This is a genomic window from Paenibacillus sp. Y930 (assembly GCF_056786375.1).
Genome location: NZ_JBXCIX010000004.1, coordinates 67,615 through 87,195, shown reverse-complemented (window position 1 = coordinate 87,195; position 19,581 = coordinate 67,615). Strand labels below are relative to the sequence as shown.

The following is a 19,581-nucleotide window of genomic DNA, read 5'->3' as shown; positions in this document are numbered from 1 at the left end:
CTGTTGTAATACTTATCAAAGCTGATTTCGTTGCAAATAGTTCAGAGCTTCCTTCATCCGTTCATTGTATATTGAGTCTCCACTTGTGTTATCGAATACGACTTGTCCGCTACCTTTACCTCTAGCCATACCATATCGATGTAGCAGCGCAGCAAGGCGACGTACAGTTCCTGTACTCCCATCGACAATATCAATATGTGTTGGTAATATTTCTCGTAGTATTGGCTTAAAGTAAGGATAATGAGTGCAGCCTAACACGATGATTCCATAACCTTCTAGATCAAATGGAGCTAATTGATCTACAAAATACTGTTTCACTTCATCCGTATCATACTTCATACTTTCGCAAAAAGGAACAAGCATCTCCATCGGCAAAGAGTCAACAATACCGGAATCGTCTACACGCGAGACAAGCGCATAATATTTTGGTAGAGACAGTGTAAGCGGAGTAGCAAATACTAACACTCTTCTTCCCGTCGAGCGATTCATCTCTACTGCTGGCTTTACTGCTGGCTCCATACCGATAATAGGTAAATTAGGATATTGTTCGCGTAGATCCTCTACAGCGATACTTGTAGCGGTATTACAAGCAATAACAAGTGCGTCTATATCATGCTTCATCATATCATGAACGGTATCAAGAATATAACTATGCACTTCTTCTTTGGTTTTGGTCCCGTAAGGTACATGCAAAGTATCTGCTACAAAATAATAATCTTCCATTGGTATGCGTCGAATTGCCTCAGATAATACAGTTAATCCGCCCATTCCTGAATCAAAAATACCTATTGTCATTATAATCGTTCCCTTGCACTCAAAATCATATATGAATTATTCACTTTATTATCATAATACTGTTCACACGATAGAACAATAACGTCGTCTACAAAATATTATAAATTATACTACATTAGTATAGTCATCGTTATCAATGTCCGTTTTTTGAACGACCTTTATAATAGTTCCTTAACAACATATGCTTTATCGTTACCCTGTAGCGCATGAACTAAGTTTTGCGCAGCAATCTTTGCCATATTATAACGTGTTGCCTCTGTTGCAGAACCGATATGTGGAGTTAGAACAACATTGGATAATGTCAAAAACGGATGATCACTTGGCAATGGTTCCTGCTCAAATACATCTAAGCCAGCCCCTCCAATGATTCCTTGCTGCAGCGCCTCGATCAAATGCTGCTCAACTACTGTTCCTCCACGGGAAGTATTAATAAAGATCGCATCGCTTTTCATGCTTGCAAATTGTTCCTGACCAATTATGTTACGACTTTCAGCTGTTAATGGCAACATAAGGACGACAAAATCAGATTGCTCTAATAGATGTTGCATTGAAACATAGGTCACACCATATCGTGCCTCCACCTCAGGCTTCCGAGAGCGATTATAATACATAACGTCCATATCAAATCCGAGCGCTGCTCGCTTAGCAATAACTTCTCCGATTCGTCCCATTCCAATAATACCTAATTTTTGATGATGAACATCGATCCCAAAAAGCTTTTTTCCTTCATTGCCCTTCCAATTCCCTGCTTTAATATATGTATCTAATTCTGCAATTCTGCGTGCTGTTGAAAGCATTAAGCCAATCACTAGATCAGCAACTGTATCGTCGAGAACATACGGTGTATGTGTCCCGATAATATTGCGTCGCTTCATCGCATCCAGATCAAAATGATTGTAGCCAACACTCATCGTACTTACTACTTTTAGATTTGGTGCACAATCTAATAGCTTACTATCGATTGGTACAGAACTGCTATTGAAAAACCCAACAACATCTTGTAAATAATGACGTAGTTGCTCGGGATTACGTTCTTCGTCCTTGCCCCATGTTTTGACGGTACAATGCTCCTCAATATATTGCAGCACTTCAAGTGGTAATCTCCGGTCTACAAATACTAATGGCTTCATTATTTTACCCTCTTTCCATTGTAGTTACCTATACGATAATCCACTTATAAGTGGATGCGTCCTATTAGCGATAAAATAAGCTAGCTTTACTATTGCAGCATTTCATACATACAAAATAGCGCTACTCATATCGTACTGCAACTTGAAAATGAATACAACGAAAAGAGTTCTTTTTGCAGCCTCCCAACAGCAAAAAGAACTCTTCTACATAAGTACCATATTTTTCACGTTAATGGATTGATAATAGCAAGTATTACAGCTATCATTAAAGTAGTCTATATTTTTGCTCCTCCTAACTTAATTATTCCCTTCTCCCAAATATAGAATAACAAATCCAAACCTTTGATTCTGTAACTCACATTACAAAATTATTGATTAGTAGATGAAAGGATGCTTGTTTTTGAAAAAGATAGATACAATTAAATTACGCGACTCCATACCATTCTTTCAAGATATTGATCAACTGTTATTAGATCAGCTGACTCCATATATGAAAGAAGTAAGTTTCTCGAAAGGTAATGTTATTTTTCATGAAGGCGATGAAGGCAATCAGATCTTCTTTATTCGTATAGGTATGGTTTCTATTTATACTTCTAATAAGGCGAAACGAATTACGTTAGCTTACTTAGATAAAGGTGAATATTTTGGTGAAATGGCACTTATGCAACCGGGTCTATTACGTTCTGCTACAGCTGAAGCGATGACGACAGTCAAAGCCTATGCACTGCATCGAGCAGATTTTCAGCAGCTTGTCGAAAAGGAACGTAACGTTTCATTTTTACTATTAAACTACACGATGGAACGTCTTCGTAAAGCAAATCAACAAATTCATGATTTGACCTTTCTCAATGTGCAGCATCGCATCATACGTCGTTTAATCGACCTTTGCAAAGAATTCGGCAGACCAAATGCTGATGATACCTATAAACTTACTGTTAAAATTACACATCAACAACTTGCCGATACGGTTGGAGCAGCAAGAGAAACGGTCTCAAAGGTGTTAATAGATTTGCAAGATCAACAATTAATTATTTTCGAGAATAAGAAGCTAATCATACTTCAATTGAAACATTTGGAGCAAAAAATAGAAGGCTGGTATTATCCTTCTCAACCTATCTCTTAGTAATAAAGGAGTTTCAAATTAATGATGATAATGAATGAAAAGATAAAAGCTTCTGAGGTGGAACTTACGGGGCTTAATGGAGAATCTCTAGGTACGATGACTACGAAAGCAGCATTAGAAATAGCCAAACAACATAAAGCTGATCTAGTGTGTACAAATATACTTTCAAGCCCTCCACCATGCGAATTAATGGCTAAAGGAATGGCAAAACAAACGAAAACCATCGAAAAATCAGCAGCTACTCCCAAAAAAGTAAAAGAAATCCGCTTAACATCTCATATAGAGGAACATGATTTTGATACAAAAATTCGTCAATGTATATCTTTCCTGCATTCAGGTCATCCCGTAGCATTAGTTGTGAAGATTCAAGGGAAGGAAGGTATTGCTGCCAAAGCTTTACTTGAGCGAATGCTCGATACTTTAAAATCTGACGGTACGAAACAGTCGGGTATCCACGTAAGTGGCAAACAAGCTGCCGTAACTGTTCTACCGAAATAAAACTAATAGTGCATGTTCAAAATTAATAAAGGGTGTGAGCCAGATTAGACCTATTCATAGGTTTCGTCTTGGCTTACACCCTTTTGTATTCATTCGTTATTTCGTCGTTTCTGATCTAATACTTGGATTAGACAAAATACCGTTCAATTCCTTCATGAACATTTCGATATCCTTAAATTGACGATAGACAGATGCAAAGCGTACATAGGCAACCTCATCTACAGGATACAATTGTGTCATAACAATCGAACCGATATCACTGCTTTCGACTTCAGCCAGTGCAGTTGTTCTTAGTTCTTTCTCAACCTCAGAAACGATAACTTCCAATCGCTCTGCCGGTACTGGTCTCTTCTCACAAGCACGAATTAAACCACGTAATATTTTGTCACGACTAAATTCCTCGCGACTGCCATCCTTCTTAATGACAATCAAAGGCGTTTCCTCAATCATTTCAAAAGTTGTGAAGCGCCTGCTACATTGTTCACATTCACGCCTACGACGGATTGACTTATTTTCATTAGCTGGACGAGAATCTAACACCTTTGTACCAGAGTAATCACAGTATGGACATTTCATATAGAAGCCTCCCTTCTTTTACCAATAATAATTTGTAATAAAACATTAATTATCGCACATAATACATTTACCAACAGCGAGGAGGTGAATATAACATGGCACAAAGTCGCAGCAGCAACACATTACTTGTCCCTCAAGCAATGGCAGCTCTAGATCGTATGAAATTTGAAGTTGCACAAGAGTTAGGTATCGCTATTCCGCAAGATGGTTACTACGGTAGCATGGCAACGAGAGAAGCCGGATCTATTGGTGGTTCGATCACTCGTCGTCTAGTTCAGATCGCTGAACAATCTTTAGCAGGTCAAAGTTAATATTATACCTTGTATAATGGACTCAAGCTTTGAAGCTGTTCTCCTCTTTCGGAAGAACGGCTTCAAGGCTATTACTCATCTGAAATTATCATGTGCGAAATGTATATTATATGTTTATTTATTTTTGATCTATAATAGTATAGCACATATTATAAAATACCGACCACTATAATTGCGGATACAATTCCTTATACTTATTATAATAATAAACAACTTTTTGCACATAACGTCTTGTCTCACCAAATGGAATATCATCCGAGGTTGCATATTCGCCTGACCATGTACCTTGTTCAATCCATTTCGAGACATTACCAGGTCCTGCATTATATGCAGCAATAGCAACAATCTTCTCTTCATCAAATTTATTCAGCAAATGATTCAAGTACCATGTTCCTAGTTCAATATTCATTGTCGGATCATGTAATAATTTATCTGCAGAAATATGCTCAAGATTCGCACGTTCAACGATCCAATTAGATGTTGTTGGCATTAACTGCATTAACCCCACAGCGCCTTTTGGCGATTCTCGGCCTGTTTGGAAATTTGATTCAACTCTTATAACAGCCGCGATGAGGTGCGGGTCAACCTTATATTTTTCTGAGCTTTCTACAATTAGATCACTATACTTTACTGGATATAATTTTTGCATCATCCAATCTGACTTTCCGAACAAAAAAATAATAAAGCAAATTACGACTAACAGTAATAGACGACGTCTAATTTTTTTTCTTTTCATACAGTTACCAACCTTTGAATAAGTTCAACAACTTGCTTTTCTGTCTGCTCCAATGAACCAGAGTTATCAATAACATAATCAGCTTGCGCTCTTTTTTGTTCAATATCCATCTGAATATCGACTCTCGAAATCGCAACATCTAGCGTAACATTATTTCTGGCAACTAAACGCTCAATTTGCAGCTCCTGAGGTACGTATACGACAACAATTGCTTCATACAAATGAATCTGTTTCGTTTCATATAATAGTGGAATATCTGCAACTATAATTGCATTTGGTTGTTTTTCTTGGTATTGCTTGATCATTGACAACATTCTCGTGCGAATAGCTGGATGAGTAATAGATTCTAGCTTCGCCAGCTTGTCCTTATCTGAAAAAACGATTGCCCCTAACGCCGCTCTATTCATACTACCGTCCTCATGTAATACTGCTTGTCCAAAAAAGGAGGAGATCTCCTTAAGGGCAGGTTGCCCTGGCTCCACAATATCACGAGCAACCTGATCTGCATCAACAAGCAAGGCACCATGCTTAACAAGCAGTCGACTCACTGTACTTTTCCCACTTGCAATACCGCCTGTCAAACCAATTAACAATGCACTCACTCCTTAAACTTTTTGTTAACTTCATGTAATGCTCCTCTGCAAACAAAAAGTACTTCGAAAGCATATACAACTTTTCGTTAGCCGCTAGATAAACTTCCTCGTAAACGAAAAGTACTTCGGAAGCTTACGCCACTTTTTGTTAGCTCCCTATATTACTTCCTCGTAAACGTAAAGTACTTCGAAAGCTTACACCACTATTCGTTATATCCATTTAAAAGAATTTACTTATACCTAATATTATTAATAGCAATCCGGGTAAGCCACTGAAGTATTTCACGATTGGGATATGTGCAAGCTTTGTACCTATTTTCGTTCCAACAATAAGAAATAAAGCACTACATATTGCAATAATGATCGGTGTTACAACGGGATGAAGACCTAGTAAAGCTGCCCCAATTCCGGCACCTAATGCATCCAATGATAACGCAATGCCAAGCATAATTGCTTCGGAGGATGAAATTGTCCCTGATGAATCAAAATCCGCCGTTTGTGGCGTACGTAATATTTGAATCACAAGACCAAGGCGCTTTAATTCTACGCGAAAAACGGTCGCAGTTGTTTGCAATGAAACGACATTCATTACATTATGTTCTGATCGATCACTTTCTAGCTCATTATGCTTATCTTCGTTATGTGCTTGTTCTGAACGTTGACCCTTTAGACTTTGAAAATATTGATACAGTGCCCACAAGCCGATAAGTACTAGAATAGTTGCCCCAACATCATTGGCTAGATGAGGTGACAAATATGCAGTTAGCCATGTACCTGCTTGCATAGATACACCAATTACTGCTCCAGAAAAACAAGAAATAATAATAATCGATAAAAATGGAATTGTTATTTTACGTAATCCGTACGTAATTCCAACGCCAAAGCTATCCAAGCTAACAGCTATAGCTAGTATAGCCATTGAGGCGAAATGAACGAACAACATGATAGTTCCCCTTCCCACATCTATACTAACGAAGTAGACGGGTGCCTACTTGCGTAACGTATCATATGCGGGTGAAGAATAATGAGTGACATATAGGAAGTTCAAAAAGCTGACGTTGATAACGATGATGAACCTCGTAGTATATTCGACTTCGAATATGAAATGAACCTACATCATTGTTATTTTAGCTTTTGACAGTGGGTACAAATATGAGTGCCTCTACCACCGACGACATATTTATGGATGGGCCTAGCGCATTTGGGACAATGCTCACCTTTTCGGCCATAAACAAGCAACTCATGCTGGAACATGCCCATCTCACCTTGCCCATTGACATAGGATTTGATGGAAGAGCCTCCCGCTTCTACCGCTCTTGCTAATGTATCTACGATGGCACGATGAAGTTTTTTCCATTCTTGAACTGACAATGTATCAGGGGTACGTTCCGGATGAATCGCTGCAGTGAACAACGCCTCATCCACATATATATTACCTAGTCCTACAATTAATTCTTGATTTAATAGTAGTGGCTTAATTTTCGAAGTTCGAGTTTGTAATTTCGATTGCAATACTTTCGCTGTAAATTGATTATCAAGAGGTTCAATTCCTAATTTACTTAATGGCAAATTCGTCATGTCTTCTCCTGCTTTGAACAGATGCATCGTACCAAATTGGCGAACATCTTTATAACGAAGCTCAGTACCATCTGTAAATGTAAATAAAACATGTGTGTGTTTCTCTAGTGCTTCATCTGCGAGAAATAGACCATAACGACCTTCCATTCTGAGATGTGAAACAAGTACAAGCTCATCACATACAATTCGAATGAATTTCCCTCTTCGCTCAACAGACAGAATCGTCTGGCCAACAAGTGCATCACAAAATTGCTCTATTTCTGCTGGACGTTGAATAATGCGCGGGAGTAATACTTTGACTTGCATAATCTGCTTACCTTGCACAAGCTCTGTTAATGTACGGATAACAGTTTCTACTTCTGGTAGTTCTGGCATAACGTTCACCTCAATATCGTTACTAACATAGTTGTAAGTTCAAAAGCAGGCTTTCGATGGAAGGCATATGCGATGTCGACTATGCTACGTTAGCAAAGTCCGCTTTTTGAACTTCCTCTTCCAATGAAAGCTCTAAACGTTTGATTGTCAGCACCGAGAAGATGAAGCGTTACTTGAGAAAGGCGGAAGCGCAAATGTACGTTATTGGTACATGCGATCCTACAATGTTTCTGCAAGAAACATCCATCGGAAGCTTACGCTATACTTTCCAAGTTCGCTTCATATTCGATGCTGAATATACTACATAGCTTGGCTTCGTGATCACATTCGAACGTTTAGAGCTACATCTACTTACTTGGCTTCATACCAGCTATTGCCGAAGCTCACGTCGGCACGTAGTGGCACATCTAATTGAATAGCTTCAGACATTACTTGTGGTACTAATTGTTTCATTAACTCAAGCTCATGCGGAGGAACTTCAAATACTAGTTCATCATGCACTTGCAGTAGCATACGACTTTCTAATTGACGCTCTTTCAATGTTTGCTCCATACGTACCATCGCTAACTTAATGATGTCAGCTGCAGTTCCTTGTATTGGTGTGTTCATGGCGATTCGCTCAGCAAACGAACGCAAATTAAAGTTTGAAGATTGTATATCAGGTACGTAACGTCGACGATCAAGTAATGTTAAAATATAACCATTGCTTTTCGCTTCCGCTACAATATCGTCCATATATTTGCGAACACCACTAAAAACATTGAAATATTGTTCAATAAATTGAGACGCTTCTTTTCTCGTAATTCCTAAGTTTTGCGAAAGTCCAAAATCACTAATGCCATATACAATCCCGAAATTAACCGCTTTTGCGGAACGACGCATATTGCTATCTACTTCTTCAGCAGTAACGCCGAATACATCCATCGCCGTCTTCGTATGAATATCCATATTGTTAATAAACGCTTCTTTCAAATTCTCATCGCCTGAAATATGCGCTAATACACGTAGCTCAATTTGCGAGTAATCGGCTGCTAATATCGTCCAACCCGCTTCCGAAGGGACAAATGCTTTACGAATTTTTCTGCCTTCTTCAAGTCGAATCGGGATATTTTGTAGATTAGGAAATTGACTGCTCAGTCTACCCGTTGCAGCGATCGTCTGACGATAGTACGTATGAATCTTCCCAGTTGCCACGTTAACCTCTTTCAATAGCCCTTCAACATAGGTCGATTGTAGCTTAGCAAGCTGTCTGAAATTCAATATATGAGTGATGATCGGATGATAAGGCGCTAGTTCTTCTAATACTTCCGCATCAGTGGAATATCCTGTTTTCGTTTTTTTCTTCGCAGGGAGACCTAGCTTCTCAAACAATACTTCACCTAGCTGTTTCGGAGAACTAATTTTGAATTCCATACCCGCCAATTCATAAATGCTCGCAGTAATTAATTTAAGGGCAGCCTCAATCTCAACGCCTTGATTTTCTAGTTCACTACTTTCTACTTTAATGCCTTGCAGCTCCATTTTTGCAAGAATTCGCGATAATGGACCTTCAAGATCGTAGTAAAGTGAAAGCATAGACGTCTGCTCTAATTCTTCATTCAATAATGGAACTAGCTTTTCGACCGTTCGCGCTTTTAGTGCTAGATGCTGGAACAACTGCTCAGCTTCGGGTAGCTTTAGCTTAGCACCTTTACCATAAACTTCATCATCCGCAGCCAGTCCGAACACATTGTGTCGCTCAGCTATCGTAAATAGCAGTTGATTACCGTCGGTAGGATCTAATAAGTAAGCTGCCAGCTGTACATCAAATTTCGCACCACCCAGTTTAACACCAAGCCAGCTTAGCACCAATTCGGATTTATGAAGATCGTAGCCGTACTTAGCCTTGTCCTCATCGGCTAGCCACACGCAGAATGGTTCTAGTAGCGAAGTAGTCAATTGATCCTTCGCAATAACATATACATCATCCTGGAAGGCAATGGACATCCCTTCAAATGCAGCCTGATGTGGATTATCCCCAATCGCTTCGACATATAAGCCATGCTCGTTGTTTTGAGCAATTGCTTGCATAAGATCAGTTACTATATTAGCATCCTGCTCACCAGCGATAACATGAATACGTAGCGCTTCAATCGCAGATCTTGCCTCTTCTGCTGACGAGCCACTTTCAACTGATAATTGTAATCGCTCAATCAATGATTTGAATTCTAGCTTCTGCAATTGCTCCGCAAGTTGACTATGATCGTAGCCGTTAAACTGCATCTGTTCTTCGCCGTATTCAAGTGGAACCTCGCGGTAAATCGTCGCCAGCTTCTTACTCATAATAGCCGCATCTTGATTATTCGTTAGATTTTCTTTCAGTTTTCCTTTTTGTGCATCAAGATTAGCTAATACTTCTTCTACGCTAGGGTATTGATGTAATAGTTTAAGTGCCGTTTTTTCTCCGACACCAGGTACACCTGGAATATTATCCGAAGTATCACCCATTAGACCTTTAAGATCAATAATTTGTAATGGAGCTAGTCCATATTTCTCGGAAATGGTTTCAGGAGAATAGTATTCAATCTCACTAACCCCTTTTCGAGTAAGTGCAATCGTAACATGGTCTGAAGCAAGCTGAAGCATGTCTTTATCTCCAGAAACAACCATAGCCTCTACACCTTGCTGATCCGCTAATTTTGTTAACGTACCAATAATATCATCGGCCTCATAACCCGACAATTCATATTGCTGAATACCGAATGCTGTAATCAATTGCTTTAATATAGGAAATTGTTGCGATAATTCAGGCGGAGTTTTTTGGCGTCCACCTTTATAATCCTCAAATTGTTCATGTCTGAAATTAACTTTACCCGCGTCAAATGCCACTAATATATGACTTGGTTTATGCTCTTCAAGTAGCTTCAAAAGCATAGTTGTAAATCCATATATCGCATTAGTATGCATGCCCGCAGAATTCGTCAGAGGTGGCATCGCGAAAAACGCACGATATGTAATACTATTTCCATCAATTAACATCCATTTACTCATATTTGTAGCTGCACCTCATTCTATTAACAATTACGTACACTTGTTACTATGATACCACAAAAAGGACCTTCCCTAATCATTACGATTAAAGGAAAGTCCTAATTTGTGCAATATTTTTAACCGTTTAGATCAGGTCTTTTGCCAGTTACAAGATAGACGACGCTTTCACCAATATTTGTCGCATGATCTCCAAACCGTTCCATATATCGTCCAACAAAGCTTAACAACTGAGCCTGCGCAATATTACGCGGATTTTCCATCATAAGCAATAGCAATTCACGCATCATCTGACTATAAAGAGCGTCTACTTGATCATCATCTTTGGCCATCTTATAAGCAAGATCAACATTTTCATGAACGAACGCTTGTATCGCCTCATAAGTCATATTGCGAATAATCTCACCCATACGCGGTAGATCAATAATCGGTTTAATTAACGGTCGACCATCAATCTTAATAACAGCCTTCGCAACATCCTTAGCAAGGTCGCCCATCCGTTCCAAATCACTAGCAATCCGGAAAGCCGCAATAATTCTCCGGAGGTCCTTAGCAACAGGCTGCTGCGTAGCAATAAGCTTCAGCCCCAGTTCCATAATGTTTTCTTCCATATCATTGAGAAGTATATCATCAGCAGCGACCTCTTTAGCTCGCTCCATATTATTATCCTTCAACGCCGTAACAGCTTTATCAATCGCCTTTTCAACAAACTCACCCATCTCAACAAGCCACTGATCCAATTGCTCAAGCCCAAGATCAAACTCTTTACGCATAATCATAGTAAATTCCTCCCCAATATATATATATCGATAATAAAACCATCCACAAACACAAGCAACGCGAATCTTTGAACATTCCATGAGGAAGGTTCAAGAAGATGACCCACAGCGAAAACGAGTAGCACAGCGTACGTTATGTGTACGTGAGCACCTACAATGTTTCTGCAACAAACATACATCGAAAGCTTATGCTTGGCTTTCGATGGGGAGGCATATTCGCCGTCGAATACACTACGTCAGCATAACCATCGTGATCACAAGTGGTCCTAGCCGAAGCGGCCTGAGATGTAATCCTCGGTGCGCTTATCCCCCGGATTAGAAAACAGCTTTTCCGTTTCGTCGAACTCAACAACCTCACCATTTAAGAAAAACACCGTTTGATTAGATACACGAGCTGCTTGATGCATATTATGCGTAACCATTACGATCGTATATTTATCGCGAAGATCTTGCACAAGCTCTTCAATTTTCAAAGTAGAAATGGGATCAAGAGCAGAAGTAGCTTCATCCATTAATAAGATGTCAGGGTTAACAGCCAATGCGCGGGCAATACATAAACGCTGCTGTTGTCCACCTGAGATTGACAGCGCTGAACGTTTCAAGTGATCCTTCACTTCATCCCAAAGCGCAGCTGATTTCAAGCTTGTTTCTACAATTTCATCTAATTCTTTCTTGTTGGTCGTACCGTGCAGACGTGGACCATAGGCGATATTATCATAAATTGATTTTGGGAATGGATTGGGCTGTTGGAACACCATACCTACTTTTTTGCGAAGTGTTTCTACGTCAACCTCATTAGAATAAATATCCGTACCACTAATGGTTAGTCGACCTTCAATTCTAGTACCTATGATCATATCGTTCATCCGATTAAGTGTGCGAAGTAATGTTGATTTTCCACAGCCTGATGGACCAATAAAAGCAGTAATTGCTTTTTCAGGAATCGTTAAATTGACCTTCTTCAATGCATGAAAATCTGTGTAAAATAGATCTAAGTTTTTTGCTTCAATTAATGTAGTCATAACTCATTCCTCATTTCTGCTCGTAATCAACTAAAATTTCTTCTGATATCTGTTACGAATAATAACCGCTGATATATTTAACAAGATCAATATTGCTAGTAAAATAATAATTGCGCTTGCTCCCAAATCTTTGAATTCCGCTTGTGGTCTAGAAATCCAGTTGTAAATTTGAATTGGCATAGCTGTAAATGCATCAGTAAGACTTTGTGGTAAAAACGCCACATAGGTTGACGCTCCAACAATTATTAGTGGTGCCGTTTCACCGATTGCACGAGAAACTGCTAGAATAACACCTGTTAATATTCCTGGAATGGATGATGGTAACACAGAACGTGATACCGTTTGCCACTTCGTAGCTCCTAAAGCAAAGGAAGCATCTCTTCTCGAACGTGGTACTGCACGAATCGCCTCTTGGGAAGCAACGATAATAACAGGAAGTACTAGTAATGTCATCGTTAACGCACCAGATATTAAGCTTTTCTCTAGTCCTAACATCCGAACAAACAAGGCAAGACCTAAAATACCGTATACGATAGATGGAACACCAGCTAGTGTACTAATATTCAATTGGACTAACCGTGTAAACTTGTTTTTCGCCGCATACTCCTCAAGATAAATAGCAGCGCCTACGCCCATTACGAATGATAGTGGTATTAATATCAATAAAATGTAAAGTGATCCCATTAAGCCTGACTTCATCCCTGCATTTTCTGCTTTTCGAGATGGGTAGTTGGTGAACAAATCAGGAGATAAATGTGCCCAACCATCAATAATAATATCTACAATTAATACAGTTAGTGCAATAATCCCAACTGATGTGGCAAGTAGAAACAATGTATGCAGCAAATGATCTTTAAGGCGACGATTAGCAATTTGTTTGCGGTTCGCATCTTGAAAAATATTCATCTTAATACTCCTCTCTAAAGCGTCTTGAAATGTACTGTGCAAGAATATTCAATAAGAAAGTAAAGATGAACAATGTCATACCTACCGCAAAGATTGAGCCATATTCAACACTTCCACGCGCTACATCACCTAAGCTTACTTGTACAATATATGCAGTCATTGTTTGAATACTATCCAATGGGTTAAATGTTAATGTCGGCGTCGAGCCTGCTGCCAATGAAACGATCATCGTTTCTCCTAAAGCTCTTGAAAAGGCAAGAACAGCTGAAGAAACAATTCCAGAAAAGGCTGCAGGTACAACAATTTTCAATGCAACTTCAAATCTTGTTGCTCCAAGTGCGTAAGCACCATCTCGTAATGGTCGTGGCACTGCACTCATTGCATCTTCGCTTAATGAGCAAATCATCGGAATAATCATAATCCCTACAGCAATACCAGCACTTAAAGCGTTATATACACCCGCTCCTGGGAAAATAAACTGTATAAAAGGCGTAATGATACTAATCGCAAAATAACCATAAACAATGGTCGGAACACCTGCTAATACTTCAAGGATTGGTTTTATTATTCTTCTTACTTTATCTGGAGCGTATTCAGACAAATAAATTGCACTAGCTAACCCGATTGGTAATGCTACAACAATCGCGATAGTTGTAATCATTAATGTACCAGTTAGTAACGGTAAAATACCGAAGCTTTTGGGTTCGATGAGAGCTGACCACTTTGTTCCAAACAGGAAGCTTTGAATAGGCACCTCTTTGAAGAAATTGATCGTTTCAGATAATAACGTGATCACAATGCCTATCGTCGTTAGAACGGATACAATCGCACATAAAAATAGTAGTACAGGCATCACTTTATTCATTATACTTACACGACTATTTTTAAATGGATTGCTATACTCAGTAGAAGCTGCGTTCAATGTTGACTGTGACTTGTTCGGCATTACTTTGCCTCCCTTATTATTTACAATTCTTTAACATATGCTTGAAAAAAAAGTGATGCCGTAAGACACCACATTTTTCTCTTTTACTACATGTTCCAAACTACCTCGTTTGCAATTCTCAATGTATCGACTTACTTGATAAGTGCTTCAACATTTGCAAGTTGCTCTGTATACACTTCATCTGGAAGACCTACATAACCAACTTCAGCAGATAATTCACCAGCATTTTGTACATAGAATTTCATGAACTCAGCAACTTCAGGACGAGCCATTTCAGCATTGTTCACATAAATATGAAGTTCACGAGAAAGTGGAGAGTATGAACTATCTTTGATCGTATCGAAAGATGGAGTGATTGGACCATTACCACCATCAATTGGAACAACTTTTAATGCATCTTTGTTAGCTTCATAATAAGCAAATCCGAAGTATCCAATACCGTTAGGCGTACCAGCAACACCTGTTACAAGCGTGTTATCATCTTCTGAGAAAGTAACGCCATCCGTTTTCATTGTAGCGTCTTTAAGAGCAACTTCAGCGAAGTAATCATAAGTACCAGAATCAGCACCTGGGCTATAGATTACGATTGGCTTTGCTGGCCATTCAGCACGAACGTCAGACCAGTTTGTAGCATTACCTTCTACAGAGAAGATTTTAGTCAACTCTTCAACTGTTAAATGATCAATGAAATCATTATCTTTACTAATTACTACAGAAAGACCATCGTAAGCTACAGTTACTTGTGTATGTTCGATACCAGCAGCTTTAGCAGCTTCTGCTTCTTTATCTTTCATCGGACGAGATGCATTAACAATCGCAATTTCTCCAGCGATGAATTGTTCCATACCGCCACCAGTACCTGATACTCCTACTGGCACACGAACGTCACCATGAACACCATTGAACTCTTCAGCTACTGCTTCTGTAATTGGGAATACAGTGGAAGAACCATCAATTTTAATTTCACCGCTAAGCTTTACTTCGGAATCAGCAACAGGTTCAGTTGTTGGTGTAGCCGCTGGAGTATTGTTTGTTACAGCATTGTTTGGTGCTTTATTAGCTGTACCTTCATTTGTATTGCCACATGCTGCAGTGAATACTAGCATTGCTGCCATTGTAAAAGTAATAATTCCTTTAATTGTGTTGTTCTTGATCAAAATAACCACTCCTCAGTTTTAGTTTCCCTCTTTGTTTAAGTTCTTCATGTATTATTGCTTACAGGTTTAATATTACTAATAGATTGTTAATCTCGTATTTTTATAATGTAAACACTATGTAAAATATTTTCACAAACATCATAGCAATGTTTACATATTCATCTCGTTAAGCTTTTTCAGCTCATTTACCGTTTGATTCGCTTGATCATTAGCTTGTAACGCTTGTTCCTCGATAAGCTGCAAATTGTTTTTGTTCTCAGCTACCATTTTGAATAAAGATAAGAAAATAGATTCGGTATCTGCAATAAGCTTGTCACTTTGTAAACCGATCTGTAATCCTTCCTCTGTAATCTTCGCCGTAGTTCTAACAACATCAACAATTTTTTCAACAGAGTGAGATATTCTTGATGTAGATTTCTTCGTTTGCCCTGCCAAATTCATTACTTCTTGCGCAACTACGGAGAATGCTCTACCATGCTCACCTGCTCTAGCAGCTTCGATCGTAGCATTAATCGCTAATAAATTACTTTGCTCTGACAACTCATGAACGATCGAAGTAATTTTTTTAATATCATTAACACTGCCTTGTAACTCGGCAATTTGTAATTGCTGTTGCCTAACGTTGGAGCTAATAATTTCTAATGTACTCGTTAATTTTTGTAGCATTGTCTTACCTTCCAATGTGAAGTTCACCATTTCATCAGATTTCTCTCCACTGCTTTTTGCCGTATTCTCTACATTAACAACCTCATTGACAATCCGTTTAATTCTTTCTTGAGAGGAATAGATCAAGTACTGTTGTTCTTCCTTTAACTTTTGTTGTAAATGATTAGACAACTGGAGTAGGCTTGACATCGTTAGTACCCCAACAACGAGTTGACCATCTGTTACAATGACACAGTCATATAGCCGATCTCCTTTACGACTCAATGCCATTTCGATAATGTGACTGGGAGATTTTCTTCTATCTACTATTAAAGGTTCATGATCTGCTAGTTTTTCAATTGGCTTATCGCTGAACAAATCGGCACTAAAGCGTTGACTTAATCTACGAAATAATTCATTGCGCATCATTAAGCTCTGCGGTCGATTCAATCCATCAACAATAACAACACATTCGTGATCTGGATGATTACGAAATATCGCTAACGTCTGCTCGCAATTCGTATCGGCCGATATACAAGTTGTTTTAGATATAACACTTAATAATAATTGATCCTCGTGCTGAAACAATGACTGCTCCCTAACTACATTAGTTACTACTTTTTCAGATATAGCCTGCACCACTTCATCTCCTTCTATTCCGATCCATATAAAATAATTATAGAAGGGAAGCGTTAGCGTACATGCAAATATTTGTAAACTTATTATTAAAACTTCATCGCTTTCACCGTTATATCCGTTACTTATGTATTGCTATGTCGTTAATGAGTTATATAATGAGGATAGTTATGTTTTGCTTTCGACGTACTTTTCATTTGCAAGAAGTATAGTCGAGATGATAATAAAAAGTTAGTTTTGCTTTCGACGTACTTTTCATTTGCAAGAAGTATAGTCGAGATGATAATGAAAAGTTTAAGGAGTGGTTATAATGGAGGCAATTAATGAGCGTGTATCATATGATAACCCTCTTTTAAGCATCAGAGTATTTCAGTCACATCGTGAGCATCTTACTCGGACCGATTGGCATCATCATAAACAGCTTGAGCTACTGTTAATATTAAACGGTCAATTAGATATGTATATGGAATCTGAAAGCATGATCTTAAAAGCAGGAGATGTTTGCATTATTGGTACATCTGAACTACATCGTGATTTCTGTTCAGAAGATCTTGATTATATCGTCGTTCAATTTGATCTTGAACATTTCTTCGATCAAGGATCAATTTCATATATGCGTTATTTCTCAGAAACACATGTACCGCTAAGTCATGCGAATTATATCTTTCAAGAAAACGAAGCGGTGAAACAAGATACAGCAAACTGCATTAGGCAAATATCTAGCGAAGCTTCTAAACGCCAACGAGGATATGAAATAGCAGTTAGCATTCTCATTAAGCAAATCTTGTTAATCTTATTACGTAATGATCATAAAAAAGTACTTGCCGAGCAAGATTCGTTCGATAAAGTAAGATTGAAACCGGTGCTCGATTATGTCGAGGAACATCTTACTGATCGTATTCAAGTTGAAGAAGTGTGCAGAATTGCCAATATGAGCTACTACTACTTCGTGAAATACTTCAAAAAATCAATAGGTTTTTCATTTACAGAGTATGTAAACTACAGGAAAATTAAGCGAGCTGAAAGATTGTTGCTGACGAGGGATATAAGCATTACAGAGGTAGGCGAAAAAATAGGGATGCCCAATATGGCTCATTTCTACAAAATGTTCAAGAAACATAATGACTGCTCACCAAAACAATATCAGAAAAAGATGCTGCAATGGAAACCCGATCATCAAAATGAATAAACACGAAAAAGAGTTGGCTCTACGAATTGTAGCCAACCCTTTTCATTTTCATTTCCCGAAAAACTCTCAATATAGCCCGCTAGTTATTATTGATGCCATTCAAAAGTATATAATTTCTGCTCATCATTCTTATAGACTGCTATAAAATAATCGTAGCCATTATTCTTTTCTTTATAATAGAAATAATCACCTATTTGTGCCTTCACTGGATTATTCTCAAATACAGCCTTAACATCATCACGATCCAGATTTATTGAAATCGTTGCTGATATAAATTTCTCTATATTATGATTAGCTACATCCATATTTACCTCTATAACTTCAACCAAACCACTCTCATGTATTTGTTCTTCAGCGTTTAGGTATGTATATACTTCGAACCATTCACCATCACCAAATGCGCCTACCCCTGAACTATGCAATAGTTCTCTAGTATTAGGTATTGGAAGTTGGATACCCCACTCTTCTTCATAAGACTGGACTACATCAACCAGAGTATAAGTCGGTGCTTTCTGCCCATTGTAAATAGTAACAGCTGAAATTATAACAACTCCCCCGATAACTACTACACTAAATATCCATTTTTTCAAAAGATCACCTCAATGAATAGACGAGCTTAATACAATAACTATTCCATTAACTTAGTAGTCTTTAAATACTTTAGCACTAGAGCAAGCGATGAATGGCAAATTCGAAGTCGAATCATCTACGTAGCGATGCATCGTGATCACGACCGATCAAAAGAAAAAACTTGTGAGTCCTATCTCAAAGGACTCACAAGTTTCTTCGGCATCACGAGCTTATAACCTACACCCCGAATCGATTCAATTCTTACTGATTGCTGCTCAAGCTCCAGCTTTTTCCGCAGTGAACTCACATGAACATCGACTGTACGCTGTCCGCCGATATAATCAAACCCCCATACGACATTCATAAGATCATCACGGCTGATTACCATACTTGGACGTTGAACGAGATATAATAACACTTCAAATTCTTTCGGTCTAAGTGAAATAGGTTGCCCTTGTACGTTGACCTCATACTTTTCTGGATAGATGGCCAATTCCCCTGCTTGTATCACTTTTTCGTTAGATAGAAGAGGTTTCGGGTCCTCATTTTGCGTTCTCCGTAACACAGCGGATACACGAGCAAGCAGTTCCGCAACGCCAAATGGCTTCGTAATATAATCGTCTGCCCCATGCTTCAACCCTTGTACGACTTCCTCTTCAGCATTACGAGCTGTCAGAATAATAACTGGTGTGCGAACATTATTCTGATGAAGTCGATTCAAAATTTCAAAGCCGTTCATTCCTGGAAGCATAATATCGAGAATAATCAAATCGAAATTACCTTGTAAAGCCGCTTGCAAACCATCGCCACCGTGATCAATCACGGTCGTATCATAGCCTTCTTGTATTAAATTATAAGATAACAATCTTGATAATGTAGGTTCATCCTCGATAACTAATATCTTGTTAGACATACTCCAACCTCCAAAAGCTGCACATGCAATAAGTTGCATGTATTATTTCATATGTTCTTAGTGTAACATTAATTTA

20 protein-coding genes are annotated in these 19,581 nt (G+C 38.5%); 4 read left to right on the top strand and 16 right to left on the bottom strand.

The features are described 5' to 3' along the window. Positions 1-15: 15 nt before the first annotated feature. Complete coding sequence (murI, locus tag AC1TO5_RS12685; protein ID WP_482063190.1) at positions 16-795, bottom strand: glutamate racemase; 780 nt, start codon at positions 793-795, stop codon at positions 16-18. Positions 796-953: 158 nt separating this feature from the next. Further along, positions 954-1,925 carry a 2-hydroxyacid dehydrogenase gene (locus AC1TO5_RS12680; protein ID WP_482063189.1) on the bottom strand — a complete coding sequence of 324 codons (972 nt, stop codon included), beginning with the start codon at positions 1,923-1,925 and terminating at the stop codon, positions 954-956. Positions 1,926-2,325: 400 nt separating this feature from the next. Here AC1TO5_RS12680 and AC1TO5_RS12675 point away from each other — a divergent pair, with 400 nt between their 5' ends. Next, positions 2,326-3,048 carry a Crp/Fnr family transcriptional regulator gene (locus AC1TO5_RS12675; protein ID WP_482063188.1) on the top strand — a complete coding sequence of 241 codons (723 nt, stop codon included), beginning with the start codon at positions 2,326-2,328 and terminating at the stop codon, positions 3,046-3,048. 21 nt (positions 3,049-3,069) lie between these two features. Then, positions 3,070-3,546, top strand: coding sequence for a translation initiation factor IF-3 (infC, locus tag AC1TO5_RS12670; protein WP_482063187.1), 477 nt, complete (start codon positions 3,070-3,072; stop codon positions 3,544-3,546). Between the two features lie 96 nt (positions 3,547-3,642). Here infC and nrdR read toward each other — a convergent pair whose 3' ends face one another. Next, positions 3,643-4,122, bottom strand: coding sequence for a transcriptional regulator NrdR (gene nrdR / locus AC1TO5_RS12665; RefSeq protein ID WP_482063186.1), 480 nt, complete (start codon positions 4,120-4,122; stop codon positions 3,643-3,645). Between the two features lie 95 nt (positions 4,123-4,217). Here nrdR and AC1TO5_RS12660 point away from each other — a divergent pair, with 95 nt between their 5' ends. Beyond that, positions 4,218-4,433: an alpha/beta-type small acid-soluble spore protein gene (locus AC1TO5_RS12660; RefSeq protein WP_482063185.1), complete on the top strand. Its 216-nt coding sequence runs from the start codon at positions 4,218-4,220 to the stop codon at positions 4,431-4,433. A gap of 166 nt (positions 4,434-4,599) precedes the next feature. Here AC1TO5_RS12660 and AC1TO5_RS12655 read toward each other — a convergent pair whose 3' ends face one another. From AC1TO5_RS12655 to AC1TO5_RS12605, 11 genes are all read right to left on the bottom strand, one after another. Next, on the bottom strand, positions 4,600-5,169 hold the full coding sequence (locus AC1TO5_RS12655; protein ID WP_482063184.1) for a lytic transglycosylase domain-containing protein: 570 nt from the start codon (positions 5,167-5,169) through the stop codon (positions 4,600-4,602). Beyond that, positions 5,166-5,762: a dephospho-CoA kinase gene (gene coaE / locus AC1TO5_RS12650; RefSeq protein ID WP_482063183.1), complete on the bottom strand. Its 597-nt coding sequence runs from the start codon at positions 5,760-5,762 to the stop codon at positions 5,166-5,168. The genes AC1TO5_RS12655 and coaE overlap by 4 nt, the downstream gene beginning before the upstream one ends. A 220-nt stretch (positions 5,763-5,982) precedes the next feature. Further along, positions 5,983-6,705, bottom strand: coding sequence for an MntP/YtaF family protein (locus tag AC1TO5_RS12645; protein ID WP_482063182.1), 723 nt, complete (start codon positions 6,703-6,705; stop codon positions 5,983-5,985). A gap of 179 nt (positions 6,706-6,884) precedes the next feature. Beyond that, a complete protein-coding gene (gene mutM, locus AC1TO5_RS12640; protein ID WP_482063181.1) occupies positions 6,885-7,715 on the bottom strand; it encodes a DNA-formamidopyrimidine glycosylase in 831 nt (276 codons plus the stop codon). A gap of 351 nt (positions 7,716-8,066) precedes the next feature. Further along, complete coding sequence (gene polA / locus AC1TO5_RS12635) at positions 8,067-10,745, bottom strand: DNA polymerase I (protein WP_482063180.1); 2,679 nt, start codon at positions 10,743-10,745, stop codon at positions 8,067-8,069. Positions 10,746-10,861: 116 nt separating this feature from the next. Then, on the bottom strand, positions 10,862-11,521 hold the full coding sequence (gene phoU, locus AC1TO5_RS12630) for a phosphate signaling complex protein PhoU (protein WP_482063179.1): 660 nt from the start codon (positions 11,519-11,521) through the stop codon (positions 10,862-10,864). A gap of 266 nt (positions 11,522-11,787) precedes the next feature. Continuing rightward, the gene (pstB, locus tag AC1TO5_RS12625; protein WP_482063178.1) at positions 11,788-12,543 is read right to left on the bottom strand and encodes a phosphate ABC transporter ATP-binding protein PstB; all 756 of its coding nucleotides are present in this window, start codon (positions 12,541-12,543) and stop codon (positions 11,788-11,790) included. Positions 12,544-12,573: 30 nt separating this feature from the next. After that, entirely contained in the window at positions 12,574-13,449 is an 876-nt protein-coding gene (gene pstA / locus AC1TO5_RS12620; protein ID WP_482063177.1) for a phosphate ABC transporter permease PstA, read from the bottom strand. 1 nt (position 13,450) lies between these two features. After that, positions 13,451-14,314 (bottom strand): phosphate ABC transporter permease subunit PstC, encoded by an 864-nt coding sequence (pstC, locus tag AC1TO5_RS12615; protein WP_482063640.1) that lies wholly within the window; start codon positions 14,312-14,314, stop codon positions 13,451-13,453. Between the two features lie 212 nt (positions 14,315-14,526). Beyond that, a complete protein-coding gene (locus tag AC1TO5_RS12610) occupies positions 14,527-15,552 on the bottom strand; it encodes a PstS family phosphate ABC transporter substrate-binding protein (RefSeq protein ID WP_482063176.1) in 1,026 nt (341 codons plus the stop codon). 150 nt (positions 15,553-15,702) lie between these two features. Further along, a complete protein-coding gene (locus AC1TO5_RS12605; protein WP_482063175.1) occupies positions 15,703-16,836 on the bottom strand; it encodes a methyl-accepting chemotaxis protein in 1,134 nt (377 codons plus the stop codon). A gap of 307 nt (positions 16,837-17,143) precedes the next feature. Between AC1TO5_RS12605 and AC1TO5_RS12600 the strand changes: the two genes are divergently transcribed. Further along, positions 17,144-18,022 carry a helix-turn-helix domain-containing protein gene (locus tag AC1TO5_RS12600; RefSeq protein ID WP_482063174.1) on the top strand — a complete coding sequence of 293 codons (879 nt, stop codon included), beginning with the start codon at positions 17,144-17,146 and terminating at the stop codon, positions 18,020-18,022. Between the two features lie 86 nt (positions 18,023-18,108). On the opposite strand, the gene AC1TO5_RS12595 is transcribed toward AC1TO5_RS12600, so the two are convergent. After that, positions 18,109-18,612 carry a hypothetical protein gene (locus tag AC1TO5_RS12595; RefSeq protein WP_482063173.1) on the bottom strand — a complete coding sequence of 168 codons (504 nt, stop codon included), beginning with the start codon at positions 18,610-18,612 and terminating at the stop codon, positions 18,109-18,111. 170 nt (positions 18,613-18,782) lie between these two features. Further along, complete coding sequence (locus AC1TO5_RS12590) at positions 18,783-19,505, bottom strand: response regulator transcription factor (protein WP_482063172.1); 723 nt, start codon at positions 19,503-19,505, stop codon at positions 18,783-18,785. Positions 19,506-19,581 lie beyond the last annotated feature (76 nt).